Raw genomic sequence first — 22,278 nt, forward strand, 5'->3', positions numbered from 1 at the left:
GGTGAAAAATCCCAGTTGATTTAATTTGAATAATATTTTATTGACTTAAAATGTTTAGTAGATTTTTATTACCTTATATTTTTATTGTAACATTTTTTTTTGCTCCCATAAGCGAAGCGAAGAAAGCTGTAAAAAATACCCCTAAACCTCCTGTTCAAACGAGTTTGGTAATTGATGCAAAAAGCGGTAAAGTGCTGCAGGCTCATAATTCACAAATTCGGGTTTATCCTGCTTCTTTAACTAAGCTAATGACTCTGTACTTAATGTTTGAAGCAATTGAAGACGGTAAGTTATCTTTAGATCAAAAATTACTTGTCTCACAGAAAGCTTCAAAAATGCCGCCCTGTAAGCTTGGGTTAAAGGCAGGAGAGACTATAACCGTTAGAGAGGCAATTAACGGATTAATCATAAAATCTGCTAATGATGCTGCCGTAACTGTTGCTGAGGGGATGAAAGGTTCTGAGAAAGCTTTTGCTCATTTAATGAATATTAAAGCTAAACAGCTCGGTATGAAAAATACCTATTTTAAAAATGCTTCAGGCTGGCATGACCCATTGCAGCTGACTACCGCAAGAGATATGGCTAAACTTACTATGGCTTTGAAAAAAGATTATCCTAAATATTATCCACTCTTTTCTAAAACCAGTTTTGTATTTCGTGGCAACATAGTAAATGGACATAATAGGGTTACTAAAAATTATCAAGGTGCAGAAGGTATGAAAACAGGTTTTCATACACCAGCAGGTTATAATTTAGTAACTACTGCTTCTAGGAACGGTAAATCATTGATTGCCGTTGTTACAGGAGGCAAAAGTGCCGCATCTCGTGATCAAAAAATGATGTGGCTACTAGATCAGCATTTTAATATTAAGCCTATAGTCCATAAACCTTTAATCAAACTTGCATCTAATAATAAATCTACTACAAAAGCTAAATCAAAAATAATAAAGAAAAAGAATATACGTAGTTGATATGTATCATAATTGCCTGCGTGGATCAATTTCACCTCTGTCATCATGTGGCTTGACCACGGGATCCAGTTAAAATACTAAAATTACTGGTATTTGTTTATTATTTTTATGAACCCCCGTGGTTCAAGCGAACTAGATGACATAGTGGGTTCTACCGGTCCACGCAACAGTGCATTGCGAGACCACAAAGTAGTAGTGGCAACCTAATTATGTAATACAAAAATGCCTAGGATTACTTCGTCGAAACTTAAGTTTTACATCTCTCAATGACGTGAAAAAATCGAGTCATGAAACAACTACTAGACTCTCACAATGCCGATAATATTCACTCATCTGGATTTATGGCCAGCTTATATTTTAGATTTACAAGTTTTATATGACAATTAACACTACATTTAGCGTTTTTTGTAACTTTAGTAGATGAAGATTTTTTAGAGTGTTTAGCTAAAGTTTTACTTTGTGGTTTTTTTAGATTAATATTTTTTAGAAATTTCTCAGTTTCATTAGGTAAATATTCTACTTTTACTTTAGTTATACCTTGATTTTTAAATGCTAAAATTTCAGCCGCTTTTTGAGAAACATCTATTATACGATTTTTCTTAAAAGGACCTCTATCATTAACCATTAAAATTACTGATTTATTATTGGCTTTGTTGGTAACTTTAACTAAGCAAGGAAGCGGAAGAGTTTTATGTGCTGCAGTTAATAGATTTCTATTAAATCTATCACCGTTAGCCGTTTTTTTACCGTGAAAACCATCTTTACGTCCACCGTACCATGAAGCATAACCTATTTCGGTAAAAGATTTAGGACTGTGAGGTTTGTAAGTTTTTCCATTTATTTTATAATTTGTGCCAACTTTATAATGCCCTTTATAAGTTAGATTATGAGGATCATCCTTTGATAATTCTTTGTAAGAATATTTGCGGGAATAAGGTAATCTTTTTGATGTGTTACAACCGCTTAGACTAAAAGTCAATAAAAAAATTAATACAATAAGTTTATGGGTTCGTATCATCATCATGTTTATTAAAATAATCAATTATTTTAGCGTAACACACAACTTTTTCAACCCCTTTTATTTTTGATGCAATAGAAGCAAGCTTTTCTAGCTCTTCTTCTGATCTTGCAACTCCAAATAAATAAACAATATTATCTATAGTTAGAATAGTATAATTAGCAAATTTAATGTCTTTTCTGACCAAGTTTTTAGCTTTAATTTGTGCGGTTATCATACTATCTTTAGTATATTGGGCTAAGTCAAAATGATTACTATTTTTATTTACTTTCAACTCATTAATAACTTCTTGTACTCCTTTTTGATTCCAAGCAATTTCTACGGCTTTTAACGCATCATATTCGTTTTGAATATGTCCTGTTAATAATACTCTTCTTTGTGATACTTCGACCTTTATTTTAGCACCTAAATCTCTAAAATTATTTCTTACTAAATCAGCTTTAATACCGGCAGAAATCCTTGAATCATTTAATGTTTCAGACATTGGTTGATCTTTTGAGGCAACAATGCCGGTAGTGGTTGCTGCAGTAAAGATAGCAGGTAAACAAGCAGATAAACTAAAAGAAAGAGTTACAAAAATTAGAACTCGTAACACCATAATAATAGTACCATACGATTTTTAAAAAGATTGTATTTGTTTAAGCATTAACTGTTTGTTTATGTCATTCCATATAGTACCAGACCTTGTTGTATGGATACCGAGTTGTCATTGTAAGAGACTGAAAGGAGTGTGGCAATCCAGAAAACAAGTATAAAAATGCTAATTTGTAGCATTTTTATACTTGCGTGCTTCGTCAATTACTCCGTAATTTTCCAGTCTTGTTGCATTGACCGCAAGATTCACTCGATGTCATTCCAGTGTAGGCGGGAATCCAGTATTTTAAAGCCTTTTAAGCTTTATGTGCAGAAAATCTTAATCTTAAATATTTTTGTAAAGCTCGACTTATTGTGCTTTACACTAGATTCACGCATACGCGGGAATGCCATAAAGTAAAAATAGTAAGATATTATATCTTACTATCCGGTAATTTATTCTTTAATAAAAGAGGTAATTGCAGTACAATAAATATAAAAGTAATAGGTATTATACCGAATACTTTGAATTTTACCCATGTTTCATCTGAGAAATTACGCCAAACTATTTCATTAACTACAGCCATAAAAAAGAAAAAAGCCGCTGTTCTATAGCTTAGAGTTATCCAGCTTTCTTCTTTAAGACGTACTATACTTTCTAAAGCATATTTGATAAAAGGAGTTTTTCTTATACCACTCATGAGAAATATTATTCCAAAAATAACATATAATATAGTAGGTTTGATTTTTATATACATTGAATCGCCGCTAATTAAAGTAATGCTGCCCGAAACTAATAAAACAGTCGTAGAAATAATAGAAAGCTTGGATACTTTCTTATCGATAATATAACAAAGGGTAATACAAATAACAGACGTAATAAGCATATAAAGAGTAGCGTTTTGTATACCGCCTCCATAAAAAAAGCCTGCAAAAAACGCTATTACCGGACCAATTTCTGATAAAAGTTTTAACATATTTAATTTAATTGTTCTCTTTGATAAAATTAATTTGATTCATTTTTTTGTACTGATATTAAGTTATTTTTTGAATATCTTAATTTTATTTGTATAAAAATATTTATCAGTAATATAGTAGTAAAATAGGCAAGTACTTGTAGCCCGTTAGGTCTTGCAATATAACCGGTAACAATATGTACGATTTTACCTATCATACTTCTATCTGCTACTAACCATGAACTATCCCAAAGTTGATCGGATAAAAACATAACTAGACCGGAAGAGGTTAAAATACCTGCAGCACTTGCTGCAAATCCACCTGCTATTAGCATCAACAACACAGTAGAGATTTTAAAAATATATTTTTGATTAGCAATCTTAATTAAACCGAAATATATTACTAAACCAAGTAAGAAGCCACTTGTAGCACCTATTATCACTCCTTGCAAGTAAATACTGCTTGATATTGTTTCAACTGAAGATATGCTATATACTAAAATAATAATTTCTGCACCTTCTCGTAAGATAGTAGTAGCAACTAAAAAAACTAACATGAAATAACTGGCTTTACCTTCATGAATTTTTACTGATAAGTCATTTATATATTGCTTTACTTTTATACCGTAACCTTGCATCCATATTATTGTCCAGCTAATCAAAATTGTTATTAGTATCATAATGCCGGAATCAAATAGTTCGTCACCTATTCCGCCAAAAGATAAAGATAATTTACGGGCAAAAAATGCAAAAATTGAAGCAAATACTACCCCAAGCATTACTCCGGCAATAATATAAAGACGAGATTTTGCTATTTGTTTTGTTACGGCGAGTATTAAACCAAGTAATAAGGATATTTCTAAACATTCACGAAACACTACTAAAGCAATTTTAAACATATTTTTTATCTAATCATTAACAATTATAATACCCTGAGCCGTATCTTGATGAAAATCCCCAAAAATCTCATATTTTCCGGGTTTAAGCGGTGCAAGTATAATATTTATTGACTCATGCGGCATAACTATTTTTTCACGATGTAAATCATGACTTTCAAACTCTTCTACTGTATCATCTGCATTATGAACAATTAACCTTATCTTAGTATATTTTGGTACTTCAACTATATGCGGAACAAATTTATGATCTTTTATAGTTATCTTTACTTCTAATATATTATCATTTGTTTTATTATTAGAACTCTTATTTGTAGAGATATAAATAATTACTGCAAAAAATATCAAACCTACTAGTATAATAATATTTTTGTTTTTTTTAATAATTTCCATACTAATAAATTTTTACTTCATTAATTCCTAGCGCAATTAAAGTTTAAAGTAAGATTCTTATATACTAATTTAATTTGAGTTTTAAATTTGTAATAATTACAAAATTTATCATGCAATTTTTATTAATGCTACAAGATATACAATTATTATCATTATTACAAGGAGAGATAATAAAATATAATTTTTTTGTTTTTTATTATCCGATATTTTAGTTTGTTTCATATTTATTTAATTTTGTTTAAAATCATTAAGTTCAAGTAAAAGATATTCATTTATCGGTAATAATTCATGAGAAATAATTTTATTTATATTAGAACCTAAGGCTTTAAAAGTTTTTCCTTCTGCAATAACACTGCGTGTGCCAACCGTTACTTTACCTTGCAAGGCGTAAGAAAAAATTAAAGGATATGTAATATCGCCAATTTTCATCTCTATTTGTTGTCCTTTTGCTTTAGAATCATATAGTATTTTACCGTTTGATAAGCGAGTAATTTTAGCATTAAAGCGTACTTTTTCACCACATAATAAAGGAACACGATAAGCTATCTCATCATCATAAATTTTTACTTCATTATTTTTAACAAAATTTTTCGGTAATATGGATTTTAAAATTACATTAACTTTATAATTATAAGCATCATCGAAGATAATATTATTACTATTATTAACGGCATATTTGGCCGGAATAATAGCTTCTCGTGCTTCTCCTACCATCATACCAATTATTACATTATCTAAGCCAAGCATTACAGGAGCAGAGCCTAAAGTAAAAGTTTTAGTATCTTCAGATATTAAAGTATTGTTCATATCTGATATTTGATAAAATACGGTAACTACATGTCCGCAAGAAGCGGGACCGATATTACCGCTACCGAGCGTATTAATTTTGAATAGTGTTTTGACTAAATCCTTACGTACTTCAATAGTGTAATCATTAGGATTAATAGGTCCATTTAACGGTTGTAAAATATTTTCAAAAAATGCTTTCCCTTCTTCGGTTTTAAGAGCATTTATCACTATTTTTGAAACCGTACGTTCAAATAAATTACCGTTTAATGAAACAGGTGGTTCCTTATTGATACTAGCTTGGTTTTCATCGGTAGATGAATTATTTGAAGCCGTTTGCTCTATAGTTGTAGGATTATTGTTGTCGGGAGATATTTTTAACTTTACTATATTGTAAAGTATTAGGATGACAATGATTAAAGATAAAAATTTCTGCATATATACTCATTTAATTTGAAAAATTGGCTGTAGCTATTTCAGAAATCTCAATACAAGCGAATTTTACATGACTCGCCTTTGCTCACGTATCATATATACGCTCTGCTCCGAGGACTTTATACTCCTTGCTCTTTTCTAAATTAAACTTCGTCTCTCCACTATGTCATTGATCAGGAGTATATGTTTTAGTACAACAAAGTGTACTATAACAATCAATTACTTAATAATCAAATGAGAATAAAAATAATTTGATTAATCAAAATAATTGATTTAGATTTAGATGCAGAATTTTATAAATATAGTGGTGAAAAGTGAAAAAATTTATAGTTTGTTTGTTATGTTTATGGACATTAAACATATTTGCTGCTTCTAAAACTTACCCTAATAAGCTTAATCGTTGCAAAATTACTAGAAATATATTTAATGATTATGAACCGAAAGTTTTTGAGACTACTAATAATTTGTTACGTAAAACAGGAAGATTATCAAAATTTGACGGTGAAAGGATATTAATTAAAGGAAAAATATTAGATCAAAATTGTGTGCCTGTTGCAGATGCTAAAGTTTATTTATGGCAAGTAGGAAGTGGAGGTAAGTACCCTTATGAACCTTTAAAAACTAGAGTTGATAAAAGAAGATTTACAAGTAAAAGCAATTCAAGCTTTACCGGTTCCGGTATTGCTACTACTAATAATAAAGGAGAATATTATTTCATTAGTATGTTGCCTTATAAATCTTCTCGTGATTTGAGAAGTGCAAACATAAGAATAGAGCATCCCAGTCTTACTACTCTTGAAACACGCTTAGACTTATCTGATAAAAATATGTGTGATAATGAGTGCGGTGAAGTAAATCCGATATTGATTGAACCACAAGAAAATATGCCGTCTTATTGTTTTGATTTAGTATTACAAGGTACGACGCTTAAGAGGTATTAGAAAAGTAGTATGTAATTTCCTCGCTCTTGTGTAATTCATGTTCTCGCAGGAATTACACATAGGTTTTTGGGAATGACATCATGCGGTGCTTCTAAAGGCTTTTTTATACCACAACTACATAATGTCAGTGCTAATACGAATAAATAAAATGTCTTCATTACTATAAATTATTATATGACCTCAAGAAATTGTAATAAATATCTTATATATATTATAGTGTTTTTATTATCTATAATCATTTTTATTCCTAAAATTCATGCTAAGCTCTATGAGAAGCCTAAGGATAAATTAGAATTTTTAAAAGGTTCAAGCGTTCCTGATAATATAATTTTTTTTGATGAAGAAAAAAATCAATATTCTCTTGATCAGTTTGAAGGAAAGACTATATTGTTAGTGTTTTGGGCGACTTGGAGTGCTCATTGTGTCAAAGAAATGCCTGACCTTGATACGTTACAAAAAGATTTTAGGAAATTACCTTTTTCAGTAGTTCCGATTTCAGAAGATTATCAAGACATAAAAGTTATTAAAGAATATTTTAAAAGTTATCAAATAAGATATTTGCCGATTTATCATGATTATAGAAATGAATTATTTAAAGCCTTAGGTGTTGTTAGTTTACCGACTAGTATATTAATAGACCCAAACGGCAAAATCATAACGAGCTTTGTCGGCAATACAAATTGGTATGACGAAAAAGTTAGAGATACTATTTTATCTGCCATTCCCGGAAATTATCCTGAACCTAAAAATAGTTATAATGAGCAATCTCTGAATAAATCGGCTAAGCCTTTGCCGCCAATAAAAAAGGATATAATTAAAAACGAGCAGAATAATGAATGAAGTAAATAAATCAACTATGGCGAATGCAGAATTTGATAAGATAATAACCAAACGGCAGATAAGTAAATTAGATCAATTATTTGCTTCGGTTTTTGGTGATTCTAAAGAAGTGATTGCCGTGTTACGCCTTAGCGGTGTTATCGGTAAAGTAAGTACTATGCAATCTGGACTTACTTTAGAATCATTAAATGAACTAATAGAAAAAGCTTTTAAAATAAAGAAATTAAAAGCATTATGTTTAATTATTAATTCTCCTGGGGGTTCTCCGGTACAATCTGAACTTATTGCGAAACGTATTCGTGACCTTGCTAAAGAAAATAAAATAAAAATTTATAGTTTTATTGAAGATATGGCGGCTTCAGGCGGATATTTGCTTGCTTGCAGCGGTGACTGGATATATGCTTCTTATAGTTCGGTGATAGGTAGTATTGGAGTAGTGTCAAGCGGATTCGGTTTCCATGAAGCGATTAATAAACTTGGAATAGAGCGTAGAGTTTATACGGAAGGAAAAAATAAAGCAATTTTAGATCCTTTTAAACCTATTAATAAAGAGGATCTTAAAATTATCAAAGATTTGCAAAAGCATGTTTACGAGCATTTTGTAGAATATGTAAAAACAAGAAGAGTAGGGAAGTTAACACAGCAAGACGAGATTTTATTTAACGGTGAATTTTGGGCAGGACAAACTGCTCTTGATTACGGTTTAATTGACGGCATAGGTGATATGTATAGCATAATGAAAGAAAAATTCGGCGATAATATTAAGTTTCAATATCTGTGTGCTAAACAGCATTGGCTTAAAAAGAAACTTGGTATGTGCAGTAAGATATTAAGCGATAATCTTGCTAATTCTTTAATTGATGCGATAGAAAATAAAATTATTAACGATAAATTTGATATAAAATAAATATACTAAGATAGAACTTGAAAAATTGGCGACAATATCTTTGTAAGTCCTCGGATGCTCGCGTACTTTTGTACGCTCCGCTCCTCGGCGTGCAAACTCATTGCTCTTTTCCAAGTTGATCTTCGTATATCAACTCTTCACGTATGAGAAAGATTATGAATATAACGCAAGTTAAAATTAAGAAATTAGAAAATTTTTCAGGTAGTTTGCCGGAATATGCTACAGAGCATAGTGCTGGGATGGATTTAATAGCCGCAAATGAGCAACCTATAACAATAAAAGCAGGTGAAATACAGCTAATTCCAACCGGTATCGCTATAGCATTACCTTACTCATTTGAAGCACAGATAAGACCTCGTTCGGGTCTTGCAGTTAAACACGGTATTACGGTTGCTAATTCACCTGGTACTATTGATGCAGATTATAGAGGCGAAATAAAGGTGATTCTTATTAATCTTGGTACACAAGATTTCGTTATAGAAAAAGGGATGCGAATTGCTCAGATCATAATATCCAAGTACGAACGTATATTATGGGAAGAAAGTAGTATCCTTACGGAAACGATGCGTGGTAGCGGTGGTTTTGGTTCTACTGGTGTTTAAGGATTCTAAAAACGTTATTGCAAGTGGGTATTGCCCTAATCGTCATTGCGAGCGACCGTAGGGAGCGTGGCAATCTAGAGCAAGATTTAAAAAATTCTATAAATTAGAATTTTTAACTGGATTGCTTCGTCGAATTACTACGTAATTCTTCTCGCAATGGCTACTCCAGTATCCATGCAACAAATCACACAACTTATGAAAATCACAATAAAATTATTAACTTCTATATTTTTGTTAGCTTTGAACTGGATCCCGTGGTCAAGCTACGGGATGACAACTGGGGTAAATTCTGATTATGTAGATAATGTTAAGCAAGTTTTTACACATATCGATCAAAAAAATTGGTCACAAGCTGAAGATTTAGCTCTAGAGGTAAATAATAAAGTTTTAACAAAAATTGTACTTTCTCAGAAATATTTAGATAATAAATATTCAGATAATAGTTTTGAACATGTAATAAGATTTTTACGCAATAACCCGGATTGGCCTCAAAACAAGCGGCTTGAAGAAAGAGCGGAAGAATATCTAAATAATAATACAAATAAAAAAGTCATTTTTGATTGGTTTAGTAAACATCCTCCTGTTACAGGCAAAGGTTATAAATTTTATGCGGCAGCTGCAAGTAGTTTAATCAAAGATCAGAAGATATTGCTACCTATTATTAAAGAGGCTTGGGTGTATGCCAATTTCACTCCTGAAGAAGAAAGTGTATATTACAATAAGTGGCATAAATATTTAACTGCAAATGATCATTTAGAGCGGATAGAAGAGCATTTATGGCAACATGATATTAGGTCTGCCGAGCAATCCCTAAAATATGTAGATCAAGGTTATCGTGATTCTTTTAAAGCACAAATTGCGATTATAGGTAAATTACCAAATGCTGAAAAGCTTTTTAAAAATGTTCCTGAAAAATACTATACTTCCGGTTTGTTATATCGTTATTTAGATTCTAGAAAGACGCAAAAACCGACAAGTGGAGATATTTCTTTATTTAAGAAAGCTAAAAATAACCGTAAACATTTTGCAAAATGGTGTCGCATTCAGTCCTATTATGCTCGTGAATTCATCGATTACAAAGATTTTTCAAATAGTTATAGAATTGCAACGATGCCCTTTGCGACTTGTCCTGAAACTATAAGAGAGCAGGAATGGCTTGCGGGTTGGCTTTCTTTAAGCTTTTTAAAAAAGCCTGATCAAGCATTAGTACATTTTAATAAGTTTATTAAAGTTGTTAAAACCCCGATTAGTTTAGCACGTGGATTTTATTGGCTCGGTCGTACTTATGAAGCAAAAGGCTATAAGCAAACGGCTAGAAAATTTTACGAGCAGGCAGCCAAATATTCTTTTACCTTTTACGGACAGGTAGCACATGTTGAATTAAATAGAACAAAATTAGTTTTACCTCCTATTCCTGTAATAACTTCTGAAGCAAGGAAAAATATCGAGAATAAAGAGATTATCAAAGCAATAAGGTTACTGGTTAAATATAATAAGCATAATTTAGCCATGATATATTCCAAAGCAGCTATTAAAAACACTAAAAATCCTGCAGAAATTCAAATAATTGCGAATATTATTAAAGCAAATAATAATACTAACCATATGGTTGAGGTGGCAAAAATTGCTGCCCAAAATCATGCTTTTATTCCAGATTGTGCTTTTCCAACGCCTTATAATCTAGGAGGTTTGCCTATCCCACCTCATTTAACTTATGGAATAATTAGACAAGAATCGGTCTTTGACCATAGGGCCGTGAGTTATGCAAATGCCATGGGGCTGATGCAGCTTATTAAGGGGGCTGCTTGTGATACCGCAAAATCTATAAATATGAAATGTAATATAGCAGATTTAACTAGGAATCCTGTATATAATATCAAGCTTGGTTCGCATTATTTCAAAAAATTATTAGATGATCATAAAGGTTCGTATATTCTGTCTATCGCCTCTTATAATGCAGGGAGTCATAATGTAGTAAAATGGATCGATAGATTCGGTGATCCAAGGGATATTAAAGATATAAGAAAGGTTGTTGACTGGATAGAACTTATACCTTATCGAGAAACAAGAGATTACGTTCAAAGAGTACTTGAAAATATTCAGATTTATAGGGTAATCTTAAATAAGAATAATAACTTGTACTTTAAGCGTGACTTGCATGCTTGCGATATAACAAAAATTAATTTTTATTAGTGTTTTGTTTTGAAATAATATATTATAGATACAAATATGATCTGGAAACTAATTAACAGTATGCATTAAGGAGGAGAATATGAAAAAGTTCGAGCAACACTTTAAGAAACAGCGTAATGATAACGATATTCAAGTAAAGAAATATAAAAAAGATCTTGATGTAATAGGCATTAGATATGACCATAAATTTGCGCATGTTGAAGTTCCAAATTATGCCAACGGCGGTTTTGAATGTTTTAAATGGGATTGGATGACAAGCACTACTGGTAGTCATCAAGAAATAGTACAAATATTTAAGAAAATAGTAAGAATTTTAAAAGAAGCTAAAAATAACACAGCCCAGTATGAAAACTTAGTATCTAACTTGGATGCTAGTACCAAAAATGCACTTGATGTTAATATTAAGAAGCATAATATTACTGTACCGACACCAGACACTGATAAGGTAATATCCGAAATATTATCAGGAATGCAAGCATGGCTAGATACAAAAAGTCATATTCCTCTAGAACTTAAGCAAAAATTCTTAGCGTTAGGTTCTAATAATTTAGAAGAGTTTATAGAAAGTGCTTTTAATAAATTTAACAATAAATGGATAGTTAAAGAATTTATTGATAATGCTTTTGTACCACCTAGAGAGGAAAGTAACAAATATCTAGCTGGTAGTGGTTGTGATTCAGTTGAGCAGCTATGGGTTAAAATTGGACATCTTAGAATAAGCGATGATTCGAATAAAGCTACAACCTCTCAGGCTTCATTAGATAGAATAAGCGATGATTCGAATAAAGCTACAACCTCTCAGGCTTCATCAGATAGAATAAGCGATGATTCGAATAAGGCTACAACCTCTCAGGCTTCATCAGAGAGTATAAATTCTATTGAGTTTAAAGGTAATACGCCAGATGAAGATTCAGATGATGATATAGAGGTTATATCACCGTTACTAGCATCTAAAGTAACGCTTAATAATGGTAAAAAAATTGATGTTAAGAAAATTATAGACGCAATATATAACCCACTAGATTTAGATTTTTATTTAAGGCAGTTAACTTCTGAAATCAATCAGTTTGTGAAAAAAGCAGTAGCATTAAAGTTAGCTTACGATTTTTATTATGATTATAAAGAGTTAAATGAAGTACGCTCTATATCGGAAGCATTAGGTATTAAGGAGGAGTTTAATACTTACAGCAATTTTAGCCTTGAGGAGCTAAAAGATGAAGAACTTAATATTACTGGTGGCGATTATTCGTATTTAGAATAATTTCTTTCCTATGTCATGTCGTTTATCCACGGCATGACATAGTAGGTTTACCTGTGCATATAACAATATCTATCAATGATATTCATGATTCTTAAAAATTTATCTTTACTAATAATATTATTCTTTTCAATATCAGCTTTTTCTGCTGCGACTAACCTAAAAAATATCCATATTACTGTTGTTGCTCCGGCAACAGGTGCTGATAATAAGACTTTATCGGATTTAAAAAATATTAATGGATTAAATTTACAAATTCATTCTAAGTGTTTTTCTAAAGGTAAGCTACCCTTTCTTGCAAGTAGCGATGAAGTAAGATTTAATTGCCTGCGGGATGCCTTATTTGATGAGTCTGATAATATAGTATGGAGTTTACGAGGTGGTTATGGCTCTGCTAGAATAATTCCAGGTTTACTAAAGCTACCAAAACCAAATAGAGAGAAATTCTTTATAGGATATAGTGATATAACGGCTTTACATCTTTTTCTATCACAAGAATGGGGATGGAAAACTATTCATGGTAGTAATATAGCTGACTTATTAAAAACTGATAAAGATCATAGTAATTTTATCAAGCTTGCTGAAATATTAAAAGGTCATGTAAAGCAGGTTAATATAGAGAACTTAGTACCTCTTAACAATATAGCAAAATCAAGTGATCTTGTTAACGGTAAACTAACAGGCGGTAACTTAACTATGGTACAAACTAGTATAGGAACGAGTTGGCAAATAAAGACCAAAGGCAAAATTCTTTTCTTAGAAGATGTGAATGTAGCTCCTTTTAGATTAGATCGTGAGCTTTTACACTTAAAGCAAGCAGGGTTACTTGAGGATGTTAAAGCTATAATATTTGGTTCATTTGGTAAAGATCTTGACGCCACAATGTTAGTGCTTCGTAATTTTGCGGATCATTTAAATATTCCGGTATTTAAAACAAATAGATTCGGTCATGAAAAAATTAATGATCCGATTATTTATAATACGGATAGTAAGATTGTCATGGGGAAGAATAAAGGATTTAAGTTAGTTATGGGATTGTAAGACTCATTGTGAGCAGTACCTAATCCGTCATTGCGAGTGACCGTAGGGAGCGTGGCAATCTGAGGACTTTGGTACGAGATTGCAATGACGGCTGTTATAATTAACTCTGCCTAATCAAATGTAAATAATCATTATATTTTGATAAATTCAAATCATAAGAAAAAGACTTATTTGTAACGTAATATTCAAGTAGTCTTATTAATCCTGCTTTATGTTTATTTAAAGTCTCGATGCTTAAAGCTATTTCCATTGTTTGCACATAAGGTTCGGTACTTGTTATTTTCACGTAGGCGATACTGATTTCTGGATTCCCATTGTTGGGTCTTGTTGCATTGCTCACTTCCACCTCCATCATTTCACGACTCGATCTCGGGATCCAGTCTTTTTTAATTTTTTTGTGTACCCCGTGGTCAAGCCACGGGGTGACATCGAAGGTGATAAATCCGTTTTCTAGTAACATCAAACTTTCGATAATAAGTTGCGGAGATAGTCCAAGCTCTATTGATTTCTTAGTCGGAATAGTACCAGTTTTATAATCCATTATAGTTATATTGTTGGATTTACTTATTTCAATGCGGTCAGCTATACCGATTATTTTTATATCTTGACCTGCAATATTTAGTCGTAATTCCCCGTTAGTTTCAAAATAGATTTCTTTGCAGTTTTTTCGGCGTTCTATATCAAATAAAATAAAAGCTTTACTGAAAGCCGTGAGTTTTATTTGCCAAGTTTTTTTTGTGTAAGTTGGTAAGATAGTGCCGTATAAAATATGATTACCGATATTTATTAAAGCAGCTTGTTTATCAAGCAAATTTAAATTAACATATTGTTTATCGTAATTTTTAGAATATTCCTCTAAAACTTTATGAATAAAATTACCGAAATCCGATATTTTAGGTTCTTCCCATATATTATCTTTTGGACGTAGTCCAAGGATTTTCTTAGCATAAAAACCGTATGGGTTTCTTATTAATGTTTCTATGTCGGTTACTGATAAGACGCTTGGGAAAGAAGTGCTTTGTGCTGTGGGTCTATTGTCATACCGTGGCTTGATCACTGTATCTATTATTTTGTGGCTCCCGCGATCAAGTCGCGGGATGACATAATAGGGTATAGGGATAACATTCTGTAACATCAAAAATAAATTACTAGGCACTGACAACTTCCCATCATATTTTTTAGCGTTTAGTATAATTACTTGTTTATTTTGTAGAAACAAATTGAAATAATCTGAATATAGAGTAGGGGTGATTTCATTGTAATCTATATTTAGTATCTGCAAGGCTTTATTACTAAGCCATGGGTGAGCTTTAGCGGTAGGTGTCCAGTTTTCATTATTAAAATGCGGTAATATAATGAAGTCAAATGCACATAATGCTAAATCTTCAGGCGCTCCTATGGTAATACTAGTAGAGTCAGTATTTTTATAATATTTGATATTAGAGAGTAAAAAAGAAAAAATTTTAGGAAAATCCTTTTTATCCGTTGAATTTATATATTTGCTATATGCAGTTAAATTTGTTAAAAACTCAGCTAATTCTGCTCCTCCTTCTTTTTCCCAAATAGTAGGCAAAAGTTTTTCAGCTATTTCTTTAGTTAAGGTCAGAATATCTAGTATATTATGTGGGTTATCGCTAAATAAAATATCTATTAAGTTACGACAATATTCTTTTGTATCCTCATTATCAAATTGTAATTGCAATAAATATTGAGGTGAGGATATAAAACGGTTTTTATTAGATAGCATTAACTCTAACTTCTGCACAGCGTCATTCACAAAGCTTGATATTGTACGCTCCGCAGACTTACTCTTAAATTCATTTTGTCTGAAATTTTCTGAATTTAGCTGTGTAGGATTACTGATTAAAGGATTTTTAAGTAATAAAAATAGGAGTTTTAAATCAAAATTATTACATAATATTTTAATAATGGAAGTTAGTAATTCACCTATATTAGTAAGCCTTAAGTCATTACCTAGTAGATCTTCGTATCTGTCTAAAAAATTGCAATATACTCTTTTAAGTTTATTGTTATTTGTAATGATTGCTATTCGTTTATCTTTATTACGGCTACATATATAGGCTATTTGTTGAGCCTCTTCATAAATGTCATTAGGTTCATAATAAGATATACAATCGCTAATCCGCTTGGAGGCTGGATTATAGTGAATTATGTAATTCTTTAATTCTTCTTCAAATTTTTTAAAAAAAACATTAGGCTTGAACGTTCCGGCTAGTATTATTTGCTTATTCCTATTCTTTATCCTTATTATTTCTGCGTGTAATAGCTTCAATTTATAAGATGCTTTAGTTTGTTTTTGAGTAAACGATATTTCTTCTTGCCATCTTAAAAAGCAATATTCTAGAAATTTATAAATCTTTTGCCAATAGTTAGAATTGTTATAGATTTCAATTAATTTTATATCGATATTATTAATTATAAGATCATTAAACAATTTTCTTAGAATTTTTGCAGCTTTTAATGATTCATGTTTATTACATTGTAAGTCTTTATATTCTGTAATTATTTTTGATATAATAAGAAGTTCTTCTATTTTAGATACATAATCCGAATCGGTTTGTTTTGACATAAGAGAATTAAAAGGAATAATGCTAGGTAATTTGATGTTATATTGATCGGCCAAAATTTTTGTTAACTCTAGGCATGAGCAATTATTAGGCAATATTATTTGAACTTCTGTACCTTTCGCTAATTTATCAATGATATACTCAGCAAAACTTTTCAAAAAAGAATAATCAGCAGTCATAAATAATGTTTTTTACGATAATATAGCAGATCCAAGGTCCGAAACAAATCTTATTTAAAACGATAATATAGTACAATAAACAATATTTGATTATTAGTTTCTTATTGAGTATCTTAAAATACATTAATTTCAATTTTATAAATAAGGTATCATATGCAAATTTTTATTATACTATTATAGTCTCTATAACATCACGAGCTTATGCTAATAATTTAAACTCACATATAGCTTATTGTGATCACATACAAGTAGGACAACAAGAAGATTTGGTAATACAAAAATTGGTTAAACTATTTGCAGCTGAAATGAATTGTATTATTAGCAGCTATTTACAACAATGGATGTGCAAGATGAGTAAAATATTCAATTGCTTGACAAGAACAATGTGGACATGTATTTATTGTCAGTATCAACTGGGAGATAATGGTAGAGGTTCTACTTTCGTATTTGAATGCTCTAAAAATTCCGTATGTTGTTGGCCACTTTGATATGAATATAATAAAGTGTTTGTAATATGTTCATCTAATTATGTTGAAAACTAATATTTACTTACTAGCTTTTACGAATTCTTTAAATAATTCTAAATCTACTCCATTATCGTTAAGATATTCAGGATGCCATTGAACGCCGATAACAAATTTATGTTTCGTTGATTCAATGGCTTCAATTATACTGTCTTCTGCTTTTGCAGATACGATAAGATCATTACCAAGTTGTTTAGCAGCCTGGTGATGAGTCGAATTAACCATAGTTTGTAGGTTATTATTAGCTATTTTAGCAAGTTTAGTATTTGCTTCTATACTAATTGCATGTGAAACTATATTTTTAGGTGAAGGTTGTGTATGGTTAATTATAGTGTCAATATAATCAGGAATATGTTTAATAAGCGTACCATTAAAAATAACGTTTAATAACTGCATACCTCGGCATATGCCCAAAACCGGAATATCTCTAGCTAATGCTTTCTTTAAAACTAATATCTCAAAATTATCACGTTCTTCATTAGAAATTACTGCATCTTCGGTGTATTCCGGCTCATAAAATTTAGGATGTATGTCTTCATCACCGCCTGGCATTACAACACCGTCAACAAATTCCATAAGCTGATTTATTGTATCAGTTTGATAAGGTAATAATAGCGGTACACCACCGGCTGCAATAATTGCATCGGTATAGTTTCTTCGCAATGCATACCATGGAAAAGCAGCGTAAGTATATTTTTCACAATTTTGTACTAAATCAGGTGTAACACCTATTATCGGTTTCTTTTTCATTTTGGTATCGTTTTATTATTTTTCTTTCATCTATGTAATTAAATTGTAATTGCGAGAAGTCGTAGACTTCGTGGCAATCTCGTGAAATAATAACAAACTCTTGAGATCGCCGCTTCTTGTTGCTAACGCAATTTCTCACAATGACGATTTGGCATCCACTAAAGCCACTATTACCCCTCAATATGCGGTGGTGTTTCAAAAGTATGGAACGGCGGTGGTGAGGTAAGCGTCCACTCAAGCGTATTAGCACCGTCACCCCACGGATTGGCCGGACAATTTTTGCCATATTTTAGCGTATAGAAAACGATAAATACAAAATAAAGAGCCGCCACCATAGAGATACCTGCTCCTATCGATGAAACCATATTCCAGCCGCCGAAAGCTTCAGGGTAATCCGGTATTCTTCTTGGCATGCCCGCAAGACCTAAGAAATGCTGCGGGAAGAAAGTTAAATTAACCCCAATAAATGTAATCCAAAAATGGATTTTGCCTAAAATTTCTGGATATTGTTTACCGGATATTTTTCCAAACCAATAATAAAAGCCTGCAAATGCCGTAAATAAAGCACCGAGTGACATCGTATAATGGAAATGTGCAACAACATAATATGTATCGTGCAGAACTCGATCAAGTGCCGAATTTGATAGGATTATACCAGTTACGCCGCCAATCGTGAATAATATAATAAATCCTATCGAAAATAACATAGGAGTTGGGAATGTAATAGAACCGCCCCACATAGTCGCTATCCAGCTAAATATTTTAACGCCTGTCGGAACTGCTATAATCATCGTTCCGGCAGTGAAATATATAAGTGTATTATAAGAAAGCCCAACAGTAAACATATGGTGAGCCCATACGATAAATCCGACGAAACCGATTATTACCATAGCTCCGACCATACCTTGATAACCAAATATAGGTTTGCGTGAAAAAGTTGAAATAACATGACTTACTATACCAAAGCCTGGAAGTATTACGATATATACTTCAGGATGACCGAAAAACCAAAATAGATGCTGAAATAATACAGGATCACCGCCGCCATCAGGCTTAAAGAAAGTGGTACCAAAGTTACGATCAGTAAGGAGCATAGTGACAGCCCCGCCAAGCACCGGCATAGCTAAGATTATCAGAAATGCAGTTACTAAGATAGACCAAACAAATAAAGGCATCTTGAAAAGACCCATCCCTGGAGCTCTCATATTAAAGATAGTAACAATTAAGTTAATTGATCCGAGGATTGACGATAGACCTGTTAAATGTAAGCTGAAAATAGCCATATCAACTGCTGCCCCCGGGTGACCGCTCAAATTACTTAAAGGAGGGTAGAGCGTCCAGCCCGTTCCCGGTCCGCCGTCAACAAAAGCCGAACCAATAAGTAAGAAAAAAGCAGGAATTAGTAGCCAAAAACTGATATTGTTAAGGCGTGGAAATGCCATATCGGGAGCCCCTATTAATAGAGGTACGAAATAGTTACCAAAACCACCAAACAACGCCGGCATAATCATAAAGAATACCATAATAACCGCATGTGCTGTGATAAGCACGTTATATAGCTGGAAATCATGATTTAAGAAAGTGCCGCCGGGCATTGCAAGCTCTAACCTAAATAGAAGAGAAAATAACCCTCCGACAATTCCGGCAAAAACGGCAAATATGATATACATAATGCTGATATCTTTGTGATTGGTAGAAAAAAGCCATCGCCTCCAACCGTTCGGGATGTGCTGGTCATCGTGATAAATTTCGGTAGTAGTTATATCCATAATTATTATTTTGCCTGTTTTCATTTTTCACTTTGTTTGTTCTGGTATGCAATTATGTCATTGTTTTTTGGTTCTAAAAAAGTGCTATATGTCATTCATGCAAAAGTAGGAATCCAGGCCTTTCTGTGTCATGCCAAACAAGCTTGCCGTATCTCTCTCTTAATCAGTAGATACTAAAATAAATTCAAGATGACTATAAATTGTTCTGGATTCCAGTTTTCACGGGAATAAAAAATATTGTATTATTTTCCTTAAAAATTAGGAATGTGATACTTAATCTTTTTCCTTTTAAGGTTATTTAAGTGTAATTTTAGTATTTTCTCGAGTTTAATTTGATCTTTTGGTTTATTTTTAGTTATTACATAATTTACAAATGTTGATACTATTAAATGAACATAAGAATATTTTTTAAAAATGTAATTGCGTTCATACGTAATTTCGGTATTACAATTGCTATATCCTGCAAAAGTGATTCAGCATATAGATATTCACATTTTGTTCCCATTCCCATAGAATAACTTACATATTTTTTGATAAAATGTCACACGTTCTTAAACTCTATTTTTCTGAACCTAAAGATTATATAGGTAAGTCCTGTAAAAGCTGCTATATTTATTTCCTCATTTTCATTTTTTCTAAGAAAATATAAACAAACTTCTAAAGCTTCCTGATAATTTAAGGAGTTTTGACAGAAGCTTAAAATAAACGTTTTTTTCTTCTTCATTTATTTAAAGAAGAGATTAAACCTTTATCAGTAAACTTTTTTAATTTTTTACCAGTAAAAAAATCAACTCCATTTTCAACATATGCTAAATAAATTTTTCTTGTTAGTATTGGTACAACTCTCAATATCACAGAATAAATCAAGAGTTGCTACATAAATGCGTTTATTACTACTTTTCAAGTTTTCAAATAATAATGGTAATATTAAATCCTCTTGAATATTATAAAATCTACGTACTAATTTAGCAAGACAATCTATTGCATCATCATGATCTTCATAACGCCCTACATACTATAAGATAAAAAAAGTTTTTCCCACTCAGGCTAATCAGCTATATCATGATGATTTATTCTTTTTCACTTATTATCATATAATTAGTTAGCCGCCAATTTTGGCTTCTCGCTATTCATGCTCTTCTTGTTCTTGCTTGCAATCCAACTGTCGAAATCCTCTTTACTTACTACTTCTATAGCAATCGGCATGAAGCCGTGATTGATGCCGCATAGTTCAGAGCATTGTCCGTAATATACGCCTTTTTTCGCTACTCGTGTCCAGGTTTCATTTATTCTGCCTGGGACTGCGTCTATTTTAAAACCAAGTGACGGAACAGCAAAACTATGTATTACATCACCTGCGGTAATGAGAAATCTTACGGTAGCATTTTCAGGGATAATAATTCGATTATCAACATCCAATAATCGTTTCTGGTCAGGTTTTAGATTCTCATCAGAGATCATTACGCTATCAAATTCTAAATTATCATGATCAGGATATATATAATGCCAATACCATTGATAACCTACTACTTTAATAGTTAAATCTGTCTCGGGTATTTTTTCAGCATGACGCAATATTCTAAAAGACGGTACTGCAATAATAACTAAAATTATAATAGGTATTACAGTCCAAATTATTTCTATTAAAATATTATGTGAAAATTTTGCCGGTACAGGGTTATTTTTTGCATTAAATCTGATACATACAAAGCCAAGTAATCCAGCAACAAATAAAACAATAGCTGTTGAGATATAAAGCAGAAAATTATGAAAATGATGTAATTCCTCCATAATCGGACTTGCTGGAGGCTGGAACGTTACTTGCCAAGGTAACGGCTCGGAGGCAAAGCAATTACTACTAACAATCACAAAACAAATTAAAACAATCGAGATCTTCCCAAAATTCGTTTCTAGAGGTAATTTAGACGTCAAGTCTAGACTCGTATCCTTACATATGTCTATGGTGGCAAGCACTTCCGGGCCTCCTTTAAATGCCTCTATATAAGCTGGTTTGGAAAGATGTCTAGTAATATTTTTCATAGCACATATATAAGTTATTCCTATATATAATATATATGTATATACAGTTTTATTAAAGTAAAAATCGATAAATTTTTGTAAAAGCTACACATTTTTAATAATCTTTGAGCTAGAAAGTGTACCTATATTAGGATGTTGCAGTAAGTCAATAACTTCTATTACTTTCGTATTTATTCATTTTCCTTGAATTTGTTTATTTATTAATTGAAGGATCGTGCTTTGTTACAGCGATTACAGAAGGACAAATATTTTGTACTAATCAGGCATAATCATTAAAGTCTTTTAGTTTATGTAATATAAGTACTTTATCAACAAATGTGAAAGAACTTAAAAATTTTGCTCGTTGTAATTGATTATGTATAGGTTGACGTTTTTTATATTTAATAATTGTTTCGTCAGGCTCTAAAGCAACTATTAAGTATTTAGCTTGTTTCTTAGCTTTGCGTAGAAATTATATATGACCGTAATGTAATAAATCAAAACAACCGCCTACTAGAACTATTCCACTATTTATATTGCAGTTTTTATTTAAAGAAATATTCTCATAACATCCTATTTTGGCGGTTTGACAGTATTATGGTTAGATGAACAGGATATAAGATTTATAAAAATTAATAA

Annotated in this window: 18 protein-coding genes and 1 pseudogene; 8 read left to right on the forward strand and 11 right to left on the reverse strand. The window is 31.7% G+C overall.

The annotated features are described in order from the left end of the window. Positions 1 to 50 precede the first annotated feature (50 nt). Positions 51 to 971 carry a D-alanyl-D-alanine carboxypeptidase family protein gene (locus tag A1C_RS02625; RefSeq protein ID WP_012149508.1) on the forward strand — a complete coding sequence of 307 codons (921 nt, stop codon included), beginning with the start codon at positions 51 to 53 and terminating at the stop codon, positions 969 to 971. Positions 972 to 1,296: 325 nt separating this feature from the next. Here A1C_RS02625 and A1C_RS02630 read toward each other — a convergent pair whose 3' ends face one another. The 6 genes from A1C_RS02630 to A1C_RS02655 form a co-directional block, all read right to left on the reverse strand. Further along, positions 1,297 to 1,950 carry a septal ring lytic transglycosylase RlpA family protein gene (locus A1C_RS02630; protein ID WP_232279073.1) on the reverse strand — a complete coding sequence of 218 codons (654 nt, stop codon included), beginning with the start codon at positions 1,948 to 1,950 and terminating at the stop codon, positions 1,297 to 1,299. Between the two features lie 22 nt (positions 1,951 to 1,972). Continuing rightward, on the reverse strand, positions 1,973 to 2,473 hold the full coding sequence (locus A1C_RS02635) for a BON domain-containing protein (protein WP_232279074.1): 501 nt from the start codon (positions 2,471 to 2,473) through the stop codon (positions 1,973 to 1,975). 523 nt (positions 2,474 to 2,996) lie between these two features. After that, positions 2,997 to 3,539, reverse strand: coding sequence for a septation protein A (locus A1C_RS02640; RefSeq protein WP_012149511.1), 543 nt, complete (start codon positions 3,537 to 3,539; stop codon positions 2,997 to 2,999). Positions 3,540 to 3,568: 29 nt separating this feature from the next. Continuing rightward, complete coding sequence (locus A1C_RS02645) at positions 3,569 to 4,417, reverse strand: FTR1 family protein (protein WP_012149512.1); 849 nt, start codon at positions 4,415 to 4,417, stop codon at positions 3,569 to 3,571. Between the two features lie 9 nt (positions 4,418 to 4,426). Beyond that, positions 4,427 to 4,807: a cupredoxin domain-containing protein gene (locus A1C_RS02650; protein WP_012149513.1), complete on the reverse strand. Its 381-nt coding sequence runs from the start codon at positions 4,805 to 4,807 to the stop codon at positions 4,427 to 4,429. A gap of 228 nt (positions 4,808 to 5,035) precedes the next feature. After that, positions 5,036 to 6,031 (reverse strand): FKBP-type peptidyl-prolyl cis-trans isomerase, encoded by a 996-nt coding sequence (locus tag A1C_RS02655; protein ID WP_012149515.1) that lies wholly within the window; start codon positions 6,029 to 6,031, stop codon positions 5,036 to 5,038. A 311-nt stretch (positions 6,032 to 6,342) separates the two neighbouring features. Here A1C_RS02655 and A1C_RS02660 point away from each other — a divergent pair, with 311 nt between their 5' ends. The 7 genes from A1C_RS02660 to A1C_RS02690 all read left to right on the forward strand — a co-directional run bounded on the left by A1C_RS02660 (position 6,343) and on the right by A1C_RS02690 (position 13,810). Next, complete coding sequence (locus tag A1C_RS02660; protein ID WP_012149516.1) at positions 6,343 to 6,969, forward strand: dioxygenase family protein; 627 nt, start codon at positions 6,343 to 6,345, stop codon at positions 6,967 to 6,969. A gap of 174 nt (positions 6,970 to 7,143) precedes the next feature. Continuing rightward, a complete protein-coding gene (locus tag A1C_RS02665) occupies positions 7,144 to 7,809 on the forward strand; it encodes a TlpA disulfide reductase family protein (protein ID WP_012149517.1) in 666 nt (221 codons plus the stop codon). Then, complete coding sequence (locus A1C_RS02670) at positions 7,802 to 8,716, forward strand: S49 family peptidase (protein WP_012149518.1); 915 nt, start codon at positions 7,802 to 7,804, stop codon at positions 8,714 to 8,716. The genes A1C_RS02665 and A1C_RS02670 overlap by 8 nt, the downstream gene beginning before the upstream one ends. A gap of 155 nt (positions 8,717 to 8,871) precedes the next feature. Next, positions 8,872 to 9,318: a dUTP diphosphatase gene (gene dut, locus A1C_RS02675; RefSeq protein WP_012149519.1), complete on the forward strand. Its 447-nt coding sequence runs from the start codon at positions 8,872 to 8,874 to the stop codon at positions 9,316 to 9,318. Between the two features lie 195 nt (positions 9,319 to 9,513). Further along, positions 9,514 to 11,511 (forward strand): lytic transglycosylase domain-containing protein, encoded by a 1,998-nt coding sequence (locus A1C_RS02680; protein WP_012149520.1) that lies wholly within the window; start codon positions 9,514 to 9,516, stop codon positions 11,509 to 11,511. Positions 11,512 to 11,590: 79 nt separating this feature from the next. Beyond that, positions 11,591 to 12,772 (forward strand): hypothetical protein, encoded by a 1,182-nt coding sequence (locus A1C_RS09435; protein ID WP_012149521.1) that lies wholly within the window; start codon positions 11,591 to 11,593, stop codon positions 12,770 to 12,772. A gap of 84 nt (positions 12,773 to 12,856) precedes the next feature. Beyond that, on the forward strand, positions 12,857 to 13,810 hold the full coding sequence (locus A1C_RS02690) for an LD-carboxypeptidase (RefSeq protein ID WP_012149522.1): 954 nt from the start codon (positions 12,857 to 12,859) through the stop codon (positions 13,808 to 13,810). Between the two features lie 100 nt (positions 13,811 to 13,910). Here the strand turns inward: A1C_RS02690 and A1C_RS02695 are convergent, their stop codons facing one another. The 5 genes and pseudogenes from A1C_RS02695 to A1C_RS09225 all read right to left on the reverse strand — a co-directional run bounded on the left by A1C_RS02695 (position 13,911) and on the right by A1C_RS09225 (position 22,257). Continuing rightward, positions 13,911 to 16,577, reverse strand: a complete 2,667-nt coding sequence (locus A1C_RS02695; protein ID WP_012149523.1) for a PD-(D/E)XK nuclease family protein — start codon at positions 16,575 to 16,577, stop codon at positions 13,911 to 13,913. A 545-nt stretch (positions 16,578 to 17,122) separates the two neighbouring features. Beyond that, entirely contained in the window at positions 17,123 to 17,851 is a 729-nt protein-coding gene (locus A1C_RS02705; RefSeq protein WP_012149525.1) for a gamma-glutamyl-gamma-aminobutyrate hydrolase family protein, read from the reverse strand. Positions 17,852 to 18,021: 170 nt separating this feature from the next. Then, positions 18,022 to 19,620: a cytochrome c oxidase subunit I gene (gene ctaD, locus A1C_RS02710; protein ID WP_041816833.1), complete on the reverse strand. Its 1,599-nt coding sequence runs from the start codon at positions 19,618 to 19,620 to the stop codon at positions 18,022 to 18,024. A gap of 1,098 nt (positions 19,621 to 20,718) precedes the next feature. Beyond that, positions 20,719 to 21,660: a cytochrome c oxidase subunit II gene (gene coxB / locus A1C_RS02725; protein ID WP_012149529.1), complete on the reverse strand. Its 942-nt coding sequence runs from the start codon at positions 21,658 to 21,660 to the stop codon at positions 20,719 to 20,721. Between the two features lie 174 nt (positions 21,661 to 21,834). Then, positions 21,835 to 22,257 (reverse strand): annotated as a pseudogene (locus tag A1C_RS09225) (adenylyltransferase/cytidyltransferase family protein). Between the last annotated feature and the right edge of the window lie 21 nt (positions 22,258 to 22,278).

It is taken from the genome of Rickettsia akari str. Hartford, from assembly GCF_000018205.1.
In the GTDB taxonomy this organism is placed as follows: Bacteria; Pseudomonadota; Alphaproteobacteria; order Rickettsiales; family Rickettsiaceae; genus Rickettsia; species Rickettsia akari.

Excerpts from the sequence above, each read along its gene's own strand:
- A1C_RS02625 (WP_012149508.1), top strand. The coding sequence starts at position 51 with ATGTTTAGTAGATTTTTATTACCTTATATTTTTATTGTAACATTTTTT.
- A1C_RS02635 (WP_232279074.1), bottom strand. The coding sequence starts at position 2,473 with ATGTCTGAAACATTAAATGATTCAAGGATTTCTGCCGGTATTAAAGCT.
- A1C_RS02640 (WP_012149511.1), bottom strand. The coding sequence starts at position 3,539 with ATGTTAAAACTTTTATCAGAAATTGGTCCGGTAATAGCGTTTTTTGCA.
- A1C_RS02645 (WP_012149512.1), bottom strand. The coding sequence starts at position 4,417 with ATGTTTAAAATTGCTTTAGTAGTGTTTCGTGAATGTTTAGAAATATCC.
- A1C_RS02650 (WP_012149513.1), bottom strand. The coding sequence starts at position 4,807 with ATGGAAATTATTAAAAAAAACAAAAATATTATTATACTAGTAGGTTTG.
- A1C_RS02655 (WP_012149515.1), bottom strand. The coding sequence starts at position 6,031 with ATGCAGAAATTTTTATCTTTAATCATTGTCATCCTAATACTTTACAAT.
- A1C_RS02665 (WP_012149517.1), top strand. The coding sequence starts at position 7,144 with ATGACCTCAAGAAATTGTAATAAATATCTTATATATATTATAGTGTTT.
- A1C_RS02670 (WP_012149518.1), top strand. The coding sequence starts at position 7,802 with ATGAATGAAGTAAATAAATCAACTATGGCGAATGCAGAATTTGATAAG.
- dut (WP_012149519.1), top strand. The coding sequence starts at position 8,872 with ATGAATATAACGCAAGTTAAAATTAAGAAATTAGAAAATTTTTCAGGT.
- A1C_RS02680 (WP_012149520.1), top strand. The coding sequence starts at position 9,514 with ATGAAAATCACAATAAAATTATTAACTTCTATATTTTTGTTAGCTTTG.
- A1C_RS09435 (WP_012149521.1), top strand. The coding sequence starts at position 11,591 with ATGAAAAAGTTCGAGCAACACTTTAAGAAACAGCGTAATGATAACGAT.
- A1C_RS02690 (WP_012149522.1), top strand. The coding sequence starts at position 12,857 with ATGATTCTTAAAAATTTATCTTTACTAATAATATTATTCTTTTCAATA.
- A1C_RS02695 (WP_012149523.1), bottom strand. The coding sequence starts at position 16,577 with ATGACTGCTGATTATTCTTTTTTGAAAAGTTTTGCTGAGTATATCATT.
- A1C_RS02705 (WP_012149525.1), bottom strand. The coding sequence starts at position 17,851 with ATGAAAAAGAAACCGATAATAGGTGTTACACCTGATTTAGTACAAAAT.
- ctaD (WP_041816833.1), bottom strand. The coding sequence starts at position 19,620 with ATGGATATAACTACTACCGAAATTTATCACGATGACCAGCACATCCCG.
- coxB (WP_012149529.1), bottom strand. The coding sequence starts at position 21,660 with ATGAAAAATATTACTAGACATCTTTCCAAACCAGCTTATATAGAGGCA.